The following is a 13,436-nucleotide window of genomic DNA, read 5'->3' as shown; positions in this document are numbered from 1 at the left end:
TATGAGAATTGTCGAAAAATGTTGAAGATTTCATCAATTAGGAGGTGTAGGCATGGCAAAATATCTCGTGCAACGTGTGATTTATATGTTAATTACACTTTTCATTGTTATATCAATTACTTTTTTCCTCATGAAATTAATTCCTGGAAGTCCATTTAATAACTTTGAAAAACTCTCAGAATTCCAGCGTACCCTTTTGCTAGAGAAATATGGGTTAAATGACCCCGTGCCTGTTCAGTTTATTAAGTATTTAGGTGCAATGGTAAAAGGTGATCTAGGAGTTTCCTTTCAATTTGATAATACCCCTGTAACAGAACTTCTCGCTAATCGTATTGGACCATCCGCAACACTTGGATTGGAAGCCATGATTTTTGGTGCATTATTTGGAATATTCCTAGGTGTAGTTGCTGCATTGAAACAAAATACCTGGTTGGATTATGGTTCTACTTTTATTGCTGTAGTAGGAAAGTCGGTGCCATCATTTATTTTTGCTGGTATGCTTCAGTATTACGTTGCAGTTAAACTAGGCTGGTTACCAGTAATGTTTTGGAGAGGACCAGAGTATACCATCCTTCCAACTATTGCGTTAGCTATGTTCCCTATTTCAATTGCAGCGCGGTTTATGCGTACTGAAATGATTGAAGTGCTAGGGTCTGACTATATTACACTTGCTAAAGCAAAAGGTGCAAGCTATTGGCAAATTAGTGTAAAGCATGCTCTTAGAAATGCATTAATCCCTGTTGTTACCGTTTTGGGGCCATTGGCTGTAGGTTTAATGACTGGTTCACTAGTTATTGAAAGAATCTTTGGTATTCCTGGCTTAGGTGAACAGTTTGTTAAATCGATCAGTGTAAATGATTATCCAGTAATTATGGGTACAAATATTCTTTTTGCCGTTCTATTTGTAGTTATTATATTAGTCGTTGATATTCTGTATGGAATTATCGACCCACGTATTCGTATTTCGGGGGGGAAAACTAAATGAGCAATAAAGAAATAATCATCTCAAAGGATATGTTTGCTCCTGCTCATGTAGACCCATCAAAAAGTGAAAAGATTTCTAAGCCAAGTTTGAGTTTCTGGCAGGATGCTTGGATGCGTGTCCGTAAAAATAGGGGGGCGGTTATCAGTTTAGTCGTTCTTGTCATTTTAATTTTAATGGCGTTCATTGGCCCTTTAATAACGCCATATGCTTACGATACACAAACAACTAAACATAATAACCTTCCACCGCGTATTCAAGGGTTAGAAAATGTCCACTGGCTCCCTTTTGATGGTACATTAATGCGTAGAGATGGAACAGAATATAACGCATATGAAGTCCGTAAGGTTGATGCCTATTATTGGTTCGGTACTGACAATTTAGGTCGTGATCTTTTTGCACGTGTCTGGAAAGGTACACAAGTTTCCCTTTTCATTGCTTTTATGGCGGCATTAATTGATATGCTGATTGGTGTAACCTATGGTGCGGTTTCTGGATATTTAGGTGGAAAAGTCGATGGGTTTATGCAGCGGATTATTGAGGTTATCGTTGGTATACCTAACCTGATTGTCGTTGTTTTAATGATCCTTGTTCTAAAGCCTGGTATCATCCCAATTATTATTGCCTTAACAATCACTGGTTGGACTAGTATGGCCCGAGTAGTGCGTGCACAGGTATTAAAATTTAAGGGCCAGGAATTTGTTTTAGCAGCTAAAACACTTGGAGCATCAGATAGCTCAATTATATTTAAACACATGATTCCAAATATGTTTGGTGTCATAATCATTAACACCATGTTCTCTATTCCTAATGCGATTTTCTTTGAAGCCTTCTTAAGCTTTATTGGATTAGGTCTCCAGGAGCCAAATGCATCACTAGGAACATTGGTAAATGAAGGATATAAAGCGATGATTGCATTCCCATATCAAATGATCATACCTTCCCTTATGATTGCTTTAATTATGGTATGCTTTAACTTAGTAGCTGATGGATTACGTGATGCTCTTGATCCAAAAATGCGTGATTAAAAGGCGGGTGAACTGAATGGAGAAAATATTACAAGTAAAAGATTTAAATATCTCATTCCATACATTTTCTGGTGAGGTTCAAGCGATTCGTGGGGTGAGTTTCGACCTACTTAAAGGTGAAACTCTTGCAATCGTTGGTGAATCAGGTTCTGGAAAATCAGTAACAACTAAGTCAATAATGCGTCTACTTCCTGAACACAATTCAGAGATAAAAAGCGGTGAAATTCTTTTTGACGGAAAAGATTTAACAAAGCTTAAAGATAGAGAGATGCAAAAAATCCGCGGAAAAGATATTTCAATGATTTTCCAGGATCCTATGACTTCTTTAAATCCAACTATGAAAATTGGCAACCAAATAATGGAACCGCTAATTAAACATCAAAATATGAGTAAGCATGCTGCAAAAGAAAGAGCAATTGATTTATTGAAGCTCGTTGGTATTCCTAAACCGGAAATTCGTGTGAACCAATACCCACACCAATTCTCAGGTGGTATGAGACAACGTGTTGTTATTGCAATTGCTTTGGCATGTAATCCTAAAGTTCTTATTGCAGATGAACCAACAACTGCATTGGACGTAACAATTCAAGCACAAATTCTTGAATTAATGAAAGATTTACAAAAGAAAATCGACACATCGATTATTTTCATAACACATGATCTTGGTGTTGTTGCCAATGTGGCTGACCGTGTTGCTGTTATGTATGGTGGAAAGATTGTTGAAATTGGAACGGCTGATGAAATTTTCTATAATCCACAACATCCATATACTTGGGGATTAATTAGTTCTATGCCTGACATGGATACACATGATGAGGAGTTATTCTCTATTCCGGGAACACCTCCAGATTTATTAGATCCACCAAAGGGTGATGCGTTCGCGCCACGTAACCCATTTGTAATGAAGATTGACCTAGAGCAAGAACCACCATTTTTTAAAGTTTCTGATACACATTATGCTGCTACGTGGTTATTACATCCGGATGCACCAAAGGTTGAACCACCGGAAGCTGTTAAGAGACGTCAGAATCAATATGTTGGTAATGCAGGTGTGGCTACATTAGAAAAAGTGACCACTGGGCAATTCCCTGGAAAAAAGGAGGGAAACTAAATGGCTCAAGATAAATTACTAGAAATTAAAAATTTAAAGCAGTATTTTAACGAAGGTAAAGCGAACGAAGTAAAAGCCGTTGATAACGTCTCATTTGATATTTACAAAGGGGAAGTTATGGGACTAGTTGGTGAGTCTGGTTGTGGTAAGTCTACTACTGGGCGTACGATTATCCGCCTATACGATGCAACGGGTGGAGAAGTCTTATATGACGGTGTTAACGTTCATGGAAAAAAGTCTAAAAAACAATTAAAAGACTTTAACCGTAAGATGCAAATGATTTTCCAAGATCCATATGCTTCTCTTAATCCGAGATTGAAAATTGCTGATGTTATTGCCGAGGGAATTGATATTCACGGTTTGGCAACATCAAAGCAAGATCGTATGGAACAGGTATATAAGCTGTTAGAAACAGTTGGTTTGAATAGAGAACATGCCAATCGTTATCCACATGAGTTTAGTGGCGGTCAACGTCAACGGATAGGTATCGCAAGAGCACTTGCGGTTCAACCGGAATTCATCATTGCAGACGAGCCGATTTCAGCGTTGGATGTTTCCATTCAGGCACAAGTTGTAAATCTTATGAAGAAATTGCAAAAAGAAAAAGGTCTAACCTACCTTTTTATCGCACATGACCTTTCAATGGTTAAATACATTAGTGATCGTATTGGTGTAATGTACTTCGGTAAGATGGTTGAGCTTGCACCGGCAGAAGAGCTTTATAAAAATCCTCTTCACCCATATACTCAATCATTATTGTCAGCAATTCCTGCTCCAGATCCAATCAGTGAGCGGACTAGAAAGCGTAAATCATATGATCCAGCTTCCCATAATTATGATGGTAACGAAGCAGTTGAATTTAGAGAAGTTACCCCAGGTCATTTTGTTTTATGCTCAGAAAAAGAGTTCAAACAATATTTGGCACAATCTAAGCATTAACAAAAAAACGATCTCGCTTTTGGAGATCGTTTTTTCCTTATAATATAATTTAAAAAGTTTAAAATTCGACTTCGAGAACTGTCCAGCTCCAGTGCCTAGCCCCTCGGGTCAAATAACCTTCGGCAATAAAAGTCAAAAGGCGGACTTTTCTTGCCAAAGAACATTTGCCTGTCGGGGCTGAACAAGGCACTTACGCTTTTCTAATTATTTTCTTTTTCCCCCAACAGCCTTCCAGCCTGTTTGGTATTTTGCACTTTCGTCTACATATTCACTACGGTTTTTGCCACCGAACACTTTTTCACCAATACCGTTTGTAATAACACCCATTAAGGCAGTGATTCCGACAATTAATAAAGCAACCATTGTTAGATCTGTTATGTATCCAGCCATGATAAAAATCCCTCCATTTTTGTAAATCAAAATAATGATCAACCTTTGTAAATATCCCATATACCTTATTTTAAAAGAACTTAGGCTTTATTGAAAGAGTAAATGCTGAAATCAGACAAAGAATACGAAAAAAATGAATGCGTTTTCATTTCCGTTCTTTAATTGAGAATAAAACCCTGATAAAATAATTGTTACCGTAAAAAAATTGTTTAGCAAAGGATAAATTCGATATTATACATAGAAACCCACAAAAAACAGGACAATAGAAACGAATATTATTACGTAGAAAATAAATGGATTGGGTAAATTTAAATGTAAAATCGTAAATTTATTGAAACTTTTCTTCACATCATTCGTCTAATATAATAAGAGTCATGTATTTCTTTCCTTTCTATAATATTTGGAAAAAGGGATACCTTTTTTAGTATCAGTGGTGTATAATAATTATAGAAATTCCTTATTTATAATCATTTTAATTACAACTGTGTTACAATTATAAAATTTAAGTTAAAAATAGTTTTATTTCTATATATTGATAAGAGTATTACATCCGTAAATAATAGAGGAGTGTGAAGAAGGATGGTAACACTATACACTTCACCAAGTTGTACATCATGTCGTAAAGCAAAATCATGGTTAGAAGAGCATGAGATTCCATACTCTGAAAGAAATATATTCTCTGAGCCCCTATCCATGGAGGAGATTAAAGCAATTCTTCGTATGACGGAAGATGGAACAGACGAAATTATTTCAACCAGATCAAAGACATTCCAAAAATTGAATGTCAACTTAGATTCAATGCCGCTTCAGGATTTGTTTGGATTAATTAAAGAAAATCCAGGCTTGTTACGTCGACCTATAATTATTGATGAAAAACGATTACAGGTTGGATATAACGAAGATGAAATTAGACGGTTTCTTCCAAGAAAAGTGCGTACATTCCAACTAAGGGAAGCGCAGCGGATGGTTAATTAAATGATAAGACCTTCATATTAGGAGGTCTTTTTTGTTGTTTGAATCTAGCTACAGCGCCTAGCCCCTCGGGGTCAAATAACCTTCGGCAAGAAAAGTCAAAAGGCGGACTTTTCTCGCCGAAGAACATTTGCCCGTCGGGGCTGGACGAGGCGCTTCCGCTTTTTAATTTTAATCCAAAAAATTTGTTCTTTTAGAGGCATTTTGCTACAATATATAAACTATCATAATAATAACGATAGGCATTATAATGGTTTTTTAGTTTTTAACCTTTTTTATTTCCCATATTAGTGCTTTTGTCATAAAATGAAAGTACAAGAATATTTCCTTTTTTATGAAGGCAAATAGGATGAATTATCTGCTTGGGGGTATTTTGTCCCTTCAATATGGTAAACGGAAGGGAGAGGTTATGGTGGAGATTGAACGTATTAACGAAAATACTGTTAAATTTTACATTTCCTATGGAGATATTGAGGAAAGAGGATTTGACCGTGAAGAAATATGGTACAATCGTGAACGAAGTGAAGAACTCTTTTGGGAAATGATGGATGAAGTGCATGGCGAAGAAGAATTTGTAGTTGAAGGTCCGCTTTGGATACAGGTTCAGGCTCTAGAGAAGGGGTTAGAGGTTCTGGTTACTAAAGCACAGCTTTCTAAAGATGGGCAAAAGTTCGAGCTCCCACTTCCTAGTGATAAAATGAAAGATATACCAGTGGATGAAAAAATTGAAGAACTTTTAGACCAGCATTTCAATCCACAACATTTAGAGGAAGAAGAGATCCTCTTAGAGGAAGAGACTCTAGAATTTCTTCTCGTTTTTAAAGATTTTGAAGATATTATTATGCTTTCAAGCCGTCCAGGGTTAGATGATTTAGTGACTAAACTTTATCATTTTGAAGGTAAGTACTATCTATATACAGAATTTCCTGAAGATGTGTTTGAAGAAGATCAAATTGATGACATTCTAAGTATTTTACTCGAATATGGCTATGAAACACAGATAACCATTCATCGTGTACAAGAATATGGGAAAGAAATAATCTCCCAAAATGTCTTTGCTGAATTACGAAAACATTTTGGCTAGTATGCATACCGATTTCAATACTGAAATCGGTTTTTTTATCATGATTAAATAAGGTATATTTTGGCAGGTGAGTAATCTGAAAAACACAGTAAGGGTTATAGTGTTTGTAGCCGTATTATCCGTACTATGGTTTTTCTTCCGGGACCAATTACAAGGTGGAGTATTTGGTTTTTTAAGTATCTTCATAACGTTTTCGGTCATTTTTATTGGGTTCGTTATTTTCTTCGAAAACCGACATCCTACGCAAACCATCACATGGTTAGTGGTATTAGGAAGCTTTCCGCTAATTGGTTTTTTCTTTTACCTTTTATTTGGACGTAATTATCGAAAAGAGAGAATGTTTAGGAAGAAGTATTTCTTAGATAAGCAGGCTTTTCTAACGGTTGAAGGGGATGACGATCCGAGAAGTGAAGAGAAGCGCCGATTACTCGGAGAGCACCAAGGAAGATTATTTACACTTGCTCATAAGCTTGGAAACAGCCCTATCTCTTTTGATACTTCTACAAAAGTACTGACCAATGGAGAAGAGACTTTCCGTAACATTATTGATGAGTTGAAAAGAGCAAGGCACCATATTCATCTAGAATATTATATTGTTCGACATGACCATATTGGCCAGGAAATCAAGGATATCTTGATTGAAAAGGCGAATCAAGGTGTTAAAGTAAGATTCCTTTTCGACGCAGTTGGTTCCTGGAAATTATCAAAAGCATACATTAATGATTTACGAGGAGCTGGTATTGAAACCGTTCCATTTGGACCAGTAAGATTACCATTTTTAAATAATAAATTTAATTTCCGTAATCATAGAAAAATTATCGTAATTGATGGAAAGATTGGCTTTGTTGGTGGATTAAATATTGGTGATGAATATTTAGGAAGGGACAAAGAAATAGGTTTCTGGCGGGATACACATTTGATGTTAAAGGGAGAAGCCGTTCGTACCCTCCAACTCATTTTTTTGCAGGACTGGTACTACATGACGAACCACAGTTTTCTAACAGCGGAATATCTATCACCACAACTTGATGATAAAAGTCATGGTGGGGTTCAATTGATTGCTGGTGGTCCTGATAATGAGTGGAGTGTTATAAAAAATATATTTTTCGCTATGATTACATCTGCTAAAAAAAATGTCTGGATTGCATCACCGTATTTTATTCCAGATGAAGATATCTTTTCGGCAATTAAAGTGGCAGCTTTAAGCGGTGTGGATGTCAGGTTGCTTGTTCCCAACCGTCCTGATAAACGAATTGTTTTTCATGCCTCAAGGTCCTATTTTCCTGAATTATTGGAAGCTGGGGTAAAGGTGTACGAATATGAAAGAGGATTTATGCATAGTAAAATTGTTATTGTCGACGGTGAACTTGCCTCTATCGGTACATCGAACATGGATATGCGGAGTTTTCATTTAAATTTTGAAGTAAATGCATTTTTATTCCGAACGAATAGTACGGAGAAACTCGTTATGGAATATTTAAATGATCTCAAAAATGCCAAGGAGCTTAATTTACTCACATTTCAAAAACGGCATTTTGGTTTGCGGATTTTAGAGTCAACGGCAAGGCTTCTATCTCCTCTTTTATAATCGAGCGTGTCTTCGAGAATTGTCCAGCTTCAGCGCCTAGCCCCTCGGGTCAAATAACCTTCGGCAATAAAAGTCAACAGGCGGACTTTTCTTGCCGAAGAACATTTGCCTGTCGGGGCTGATCAAGGCGCTTGCGCTTTTCTTATTAACTCGTCAATTTTTTGGCGAGTCTTTTCTTATTTTATAGAGGATTTTTGCAAAATATGGCGAAATATATACAAAAAAAGGAGGAGATGTTTGATTGTTAACTGCCATAACAAAAAATGGTGAAAAACTTTGTCTTGGTTATGACTATAAGAAGGAGAGCCTTTTGTCCCTTCGGAGTAATGAAGATTTTTTTTGCCCTATTTGTGGGGAAAGTGTTTTGTTAAAATTAGGCGATCATCGTATTTTTCATTTTGCACATAAAAGAGGTGGAGCTTGCCGGGAATTTTATGACCATGAATCCATCTATCACTTGGATGGCAAACGACAGCTGTATCAGTGGCTTATTAAACAAAATATACCCGCAGTATTGGAGTACTTTGACAAGGAAATCCAACAGCGTCCAGACATTCTGTTCAAATTTAACGGTAAGAAATACGCCTTAGAATATCAGTGCTCACCGATACCTGAAGAAATTTTTAGTAAGAGAACAAAAACATATCTTGAGAATGATTACATTCCATTATGGATTATTGCAAGCAGGCATTTGCAACTAAAGCAGAGAGACATCGATACTTTATCTAACTTTCATTACTTATTTTTACGATCTTCTTTACCAGGCACCTTTTTTATTCCATCCTATTGCCCCGAAAAGCAACACTTTCATCTAGTGGAATCCATTACACCCTTCTCGATAAAAAATGCCTTTACCCAACATTCCTTTTACTCACCTGATAGGTTAGAAATATCTAGTTTACTCACCCCAAAACCTCAAAAAAGGATTTACATGCCAAAGTGGAAAACAGAAATGGATAGGATCATTCAAAATATGATACGTTATTCAGATCAACATAAAAAAAAGTTCCTTCTTGAAATCTACAATAATTGCCTCAATCCATTTTTACTTCCACCAGAAATAGGCCTCCCTGTCCCTCACTCGATACTCATCCAAACACCACCCGTTATTTGGCAGACGTATGTATATCTTGATTTACTATCCCATAAAAAACCTAGTGATTTAATTACCATGCAAGAAATGAAGGAGCATTTAAATAGGAGAGTGAAAAGACATGAAGTGGTAAGCAGACACTTACCGCAGGTGAGCCATCTGAATCCTTTGCTTGCAGTTATTGAATATCTCCTTTACTTAACAAAGCTAGGTATCCTTTCAAAAGTGGGTGAAACCTGTTTTCAAGTGAAAGAGAAAATATGGATTCCTAACTCTAATAGGGAAAGAGATGAAAACATGGTTCGGTTTAACCAAAAACATGGTTCACTTTGTAAAATCATAAATGAAAATTAGTAGATGGGCATAATATAGTGAGTATGGTCGTTCTTTTCTAACGATTGTAAAGGAAATTTGAAAAATTAGGAGAATATTATTAGGAGTGGAAGCTTTTTGCAAATCTACATTTGAATGGAGGATGGAAGATGTCAAATGAAACTGCCGTAAAATCACTACCAACTAGAAATGATATCCCTGTAGATGATACTTGGAAATTAGAAGATATTTTTGCTAGTGATCAGGACTGGGAGAAAGAATTTCAAGACGTCAAAAATCAAATTTCTGGAATTAAAGAATATGAAGGAAAATTAGGTGAAAGTGCAGAGACACTTTATAAAGCTCTTCAATTCCAAGATAAGCTATTGGAACGGATTGGAAAGCTTTATACATATTCACATATGCGCTACGACCAGGATACTACTAATTCCTTCTATCAGGGCCTAGATGATCGGATGAAAAATCTTTATTCCCAGGCAGGTAGCCAGCTTGCATTTATTGTACCTGAAATACTGTCTATCGAGGAAGAGAAGGTTGCAAGTTTCTTGAATGAGAAACCAGAGCTAAAACTTTATGAACACGCCATTGCTGAAATTAATCTGCAGCGTGCACATGTCCTAACTGCTGAACAAGAAGCATTACTAGCTGAAGCAAGCGAAGTAATGAATGCCTCTAGTAATACTTTTGGCATGCTTAATAACGCAGACATAGAATTCCCTTCTATTAAAGATGAAAATGGGGAAGAGGTTGAAATTACCCATGGTCGTTATATTCGTTTCTTGGAAAGTGGAGACCAGCGTGTAAGACGTGATGCCTTTAAAGCCGTGTATAAGACATATGGAAGTTTTAAAAATACCTTTTCTAGTACATTAAGCGGCAATGTAAAAAAGGATAATTTCAATGCACGGATCAGAAAATATGATTCAGCTAGACATGCTGCACTTGCAGCAAACAATATTCCAGAAAGTGTATACGATAATCTGGTAAATACAGTTAGTGAAAATCTGCATCTATTGCATCGGTATGTGAAGCTACGGAAAAAAGTCTTAGGCTTAAATGAGCTTCATATGTATGATCTTTATACACCACTTGTGAAAGATGTAAAAATGGACATTAAGTATGAAGAAGCAAAGGATATAATCATAAAGGGTTTAGCTCCATTAGGTGAGGAGTATGGCGAAATCCTGAAGACAGGTTTTGAAAGCCGCTGGGTAGATGTTCATGAGAATAAAGGAAAGCGTAGTGGTGCTTATTCTTCGGGTGCTTATGGGACACATCCATACATCTTAATGAACTGGCAAGACAACGTGAATAACTTATTTACCCTTGCGCATGAATTTGGTCATTCGGTGCATAGCTATTATACACGCAAATCACAGCCGTATCCGTATGGAAACTATTCTATTTTTGTTGCAGAGGTTGCCTCAACCTGTAATGAAGCTTTACTTAATGATTATTTATTAAAGACTATTGATGACGAGCAAAAGCGGATTTTTCTTCTAAATCACTACCTTGAAGGTTTTAGAGGTACGGTATTCAGACAAACCATGTTTGCTGAATTCGAACATTTAATCCATCAAAAAGCTCAAAACAATGAGGCGTTAACAGCTGAGGCGTTAACTGAAAGCTATTATGCTTTAAACAAGAAATATTTTGGTGAAGAAGATATCGTCATTGACGAGGAAATTGGTTTGGAGTGGGCAAGAATCCCACATTTCTATTACAATTATTATGTCTATCAATATGCAACAGGTTTCAGCGCTGCAACAGCGCTCAGCAAGCAAATTTTAGAAGAGGGAGAGCCTGCTGTCAAACGTTATATCGATTTCCTAAGTGCCGGAAGTTCTGATTATCCAATTGAAGTGTTAAAGAAGGCAGGAGTCGATATGACAAGTGCAGAACCAGTTAAAAATGCATGTAAAGTATTTGAAGAAAAACTGAATGAATTAGAAAAATTATTATCATAACAAGAAAAAGGATGTTGCTATGTATAGCAGCATCCTTTTAAAATCCTCTAAATCTTTTTCGGTCATTAATATAAAGAACAATAATCAATATAGCAAGGAATAAAATAGGCGTACTGAGTAGAAGCGGGAAAACATTGAGTAAAGCTAACAAATGAAGAAAAAACGCTCCAAAGACAAAAAGGATCATAACTATAACGGGAAATTTAGCCACAGGGATAGCCCACCTTTAATGGTTTCTTGTTATATGTCTATTGTCCATTTCGTGAAATTATGATTTATTGACAATAATGTGAAATAACACACAAACTTATTGTCACTATCTTTGAATGCATGGTATATTAAATGCGTGAAGTTGATCACTACAAACATATACCCCTTTGTTTGACCGTGAAAAATTTCTCCCATCCCCTTTGTTCGTATTATAGAAAAATGCCTTGCAGTCAGAATCTGCAAGGCATTTTTGTATATATAATTGTTTCCTATATTAATTTTTCTAATTTATATTATAGTTTTAGCTAAGCTCTTAATGCGTTGGACAGAATTGCTACTGGATTCAAGAAATCTGTCAGAGGGCAAGGTGGCTTTGGACAGAGTAAGAGGAAAAAAGTGAGAGACAGTCAGAAGGCAAGGCAACTTCGGACAGAGTAAGGAGGAAAAGGTGAAAGACAGTCAGAAGGCAAGGCAACTTCGGACAGAGTAAGGGAATAAAGGTGAAACATTGTCAGAAGACAAGCGAACTTCTGACAGAGTTAGCGTGAAAAACCAAAACATTGTCAGAAGGCAAGCGAACTTCTGACAGAGTAAGCGTGAAAAACCAAAACATTGTCAGAAGGCAAGCGAACTTTGGACAGAGTAAGCGTAAAAAACCAAAACACTGTCAGAAGGCAAGGTAACTTCGGACAGAGTAAGGGAAAAAAGGGATTAAGTCCATATAATTGTGTAAAAAGAAAATGAGTCAAATTAATTCCTCATGGCTACAATGTTATCAGCGACGAAAACAATGTGGAGGAATTAATTATGACCCAATTACAGTTTAACCTAAATATTGACGATTTAAAAGATTCAGTTATGAACTCTAATATAGACGCTGTCATTAAAGCGTCTATTGTCTTGGTATTGAATTCTGTTATGGAAAAAGAACGCGATGAGTTCTTACAAGCCGGTTCTTACGAACGTTCAAGTTTACGTCGTGACTACCGCAATGGATATTATGATCGTGATTTATTATTTAGCATTGGAAAAATTACGCTTAGAGTACCTCGTACTCGTAGTGGGGATTTTTCAACTACAGTGTTTGAACAATATGCTCGTTGTGACCAAGCATTTGTATTAGCTATGCTTGAAATGGTGGTGAATGGGGTCTCCACACGAAAAGTTTCCAATATCGTGGAACAACTCTGTGGGCATAAGGTTTCTAAATCATTTGTATCCACTCTTACAGAAAAGCTAGATCCTGTAGTGAACCAATGGGCAAGTCGACCTCTGAACACGATGTACTACCCGTATATCTTTGCAGATGCTATGTATATCAAAGTACGAGAACATAACCGTGTCGTATCTAAAGCTGTTTATATCGCAACGGCTGTTGACGAGAACAATAGGCGTGAAATTCTTGGTTTGAGAGTAGACCATATAGAGAGTACTGAAGCTTGGCAGCGTTTCTTCCAATACCTACTGTCTAGAGGTCTACAATCACCTAAGCTAATCATTTCTGATGCACACAAAGGGTTAAAAGCTGCCATCGGAACAGAGTTTGTGGGATCTGCCTGGCAAAGATGTACGGTACACTTCAAAAAGAATATCATAACCCATATGCCTAAAAAGGGTATGGATGAAGTCAAAATCGGGTTAAAGAGAATATTTGAAGTAGCCACCGTAGAGGAAGCCAGAAAATATAAGAAAGAGTTCATTGAGCAATTTAGTGGCAATTCAAAATTAGACAAGGCCAT

The 13,436-nt window shown here is 36.7% G+C and carries 12 protein-coding genes; 10 read left to right on the top strand and 2 right to left on the bottom strand.

Annotated features, from left to right (window positions below):
- Positions 1 to 52 precede the first annotated feature (52 nt).
- From opp3b to AC3A54_RS08815, 4 genes are read left to right on the top strand one after another with little or no spacing between them, the layout of a single operon-like run.
- Positions 53 to 985 carry an oligopeptide ABC transporter permease gene (gene opp3b, locus AC3A54_RS08830; protein ID WP_335527060.1) on the top strand — a complete coding sequence of 311 codons (933 nt, stop codon included), beginning with the start codon at positions 53 to 55 and terminating at the stop codon, positions 983 to 985.
- Positions 982 to 2,010 carry an oligopeptide ABC transporter permease gene (gene opp3C / locus AC3A54_RS08825; protein ID WP_335548589.1) on the top strand — a complete coding sequence of 343 codons (1,029 nt, stop codon included), beginning with the start codon at positions 982 to 984 and terminating at the stop codon, positions 2,008 to 2,010. Before opp3b ends, opp3C begins: the two co-directional genes overlap by 4 nt.
- Positions 2,011 to 2,026: 16 nt before the next feature.
- Positions 2,027 to 3,121: an ABC transporter ATP-binding protein gene (locus AC3A54_RS08820; protein WP_335548588.1), complete on the top strand. Its 1,095-nt coding sequence runs from the start codon at positions 2,027 to 2,029 to the stop codon at positions 3,119 to 3,121.
- Positions 3,122 to 4,060 carry an ABC transporter ATP-binding protein gene (locus AC3A54_RS08815; protein WP_487654172.1) on the top strand — a complete coding sequence of 313 codons (939 nt, stop codon included), beginning with the start codon at positions 3,122 to 3,124 and terminating at the stop codon, positions 4,058 to 4,060.
- A gap of 204 nt (positions 4,061 to 4,264) precedes the next feature.
- On the opposite strand, the gene AC3A54_RS08810 is transcribed toward AC3A54_RS08815, so the two are convergent.
- Positions 4,265 to 4,450, bottom strand: coding sequence for a hypothetical protein (locus AC3A54_RS08810; RefSeq protein WP_308080528.1), 186 nt, complete (start codon positions 4,448 to 4,450; stop codon positions 4,265 to 4,267).
- A 579-nt stretch (positions 4,451 to 5,029) separates the two neighbouring features.
- On the opposite strand from AC3A54_RS08810, the gene spxA reads away from it, so the two are divergent.
- The 5 genes from spxA to pepF all read left to right on the top strand — a co-directional run bounded on the left by spxA (position 5,030) and on the right by pepF (position 11,487).
- On the top strand, positions 5,030 to 5,425 hold the full coding sequence (spxA, locus tag AC3A54_RS08805) for a transcriptional regulator SpxA (protein WP_308080527.1): 396 nt from the start codon (positions 5,030 to 5,032) through the stop codon (positions 5,423 to 5,425).
- A 409-nt stretch (positions 5,426 to 5,834) separates the two neighbouring features.
- Entirely contained in the window at positions 5,835 to 6,506 is a 672-nt protein-coding gene (gene mecA / locus AC3A54_RS08800) for an adaptor protein MecA (protein WP_487654171.1), read from the top strand.
- Positions 6,507 to 6,582: 76 nt separating this feature from the next.
- The gene (cls, locus tag AC3A54_RS08795) at positions 6,583 to 8,094 is read left to right on the top strand and encodes a cardiolipin synthase (protein ID WP_487654326.1); all 1,512 of its coding nucleotides are present in this window, start codon (positions 6,583 to 6,585) and stop codon (positions 8,092 to 8,094) included.
- A gap of 241 nt (positions 8,095 to 8,335) precedes the next feature.
- Positions 8,336 to 9,541, top strand: coding sequence for a competence protein CoiA (locus tag AC3A54_RS08790; protein ID WP_487654170.1), 1,206 nt, complete (start codon positions 8,336 to 8,338; stop codon positions 9,539 to 9,541).
- Between the two features lie 128 nt (positions 9,542 to 9,669).
- Positions 9,670 to 11,487, top strand: coding sequence for an oligoendopeptidase F (pepF, locus tag AC3A54_RS08785; protein ID WP_487654169.1), 1,818 nt, complete (start codon positions 9,670 to 9,672; stop codon positions 11,485 to 11,487).
- Positions 11,488 to 11,524: 37 nt separating this feature from the next.
- Here the strand turns inward: pepF and AC3A54_RS08780 are convergent, their stop codons facing one another.
- On the bottom strand, positions 11,525 to 11,674 hold the full coding sequence (locus tag AC3A54_RS08780; protein WP_487654325.1) for a hypothetical protein: 150 nt from the start codon (positions 11,672 to 11,674) through the stop codon (positions 11,525 to 11,527).
- An 830-nt stretch (positions 11,675 to 12,504) separates the two neighbouring features.
- On the opposite strand from AC3A54_RS08780, the gene AC3A54_RS08775 reads away from it, so the two are divergent.
- Positions 12,505 to 13,436 (top strand): IS256 family transposase (locus AC3A54_RS08775; protein ID WP_487654168.1); only part of this gene is annotated, 932 nt, incomplete at its 3' end.

It is taken from the genome of Neobacillus sp. Soil_C_43 (assembly GCF_057656715.1).
This window is presented reverse-complemented; position numbering and strand designations above follow the sequence as displayed.

Coding starts and splice junctions, on each gene's coding strand:
- opp3b (WP_335527060.1), top strand. CDS start 53: ATGGCAAAATATCTCGTGCAACGTGTGATTTATATGTTAATTACACTT.
- opp3C (WP_335548589.1), top strand. CDS start 982: ATGAGCAATAAAGAAATAATCATCTCAAAGGATATGTTTGCTCCTGCT.
- AC3A54_RS08820 (WP_335548588.1), top strand. CDS start 2,027: ATGGAGAAAATATTACAAGTAAAAGATTTAAATATCTCATTCCATACA.
- AC3A54_RS08815 (WP_487654172.1), top strand. CDS start 3,122: ATGGCTCAAGATAAATTACTAGAAATTAAAAATTTAAAGCAGTATTTT.
- AC3A54_RS08810 (WP_308080528.1), bottom strand. CDS start 4,450: ATGGCTGGATACATAACAGATCTAACAATGGTTGCTTTATTAATTGTC.
- spxA (WP_308080527.1), top strand. CDS start 5,030: ATGGTAACACTATACACTTCACCAAGTTGTACATCATGTCGTAAAGCA.
- pepF (WP_487654169.1), top strand. CDS start 9,670: ATGTCAAATGAAACTGCCGTAAAATCACTACCAACTAGAAATGATATC.
- AC3A54_RS08780 (WP_487654325.1), bottom strand. CDS start 11,674: ATGATCCTTTTTGTCTTTGGAGCGTTTTTTCTTCATTTGTTAGCTTTA.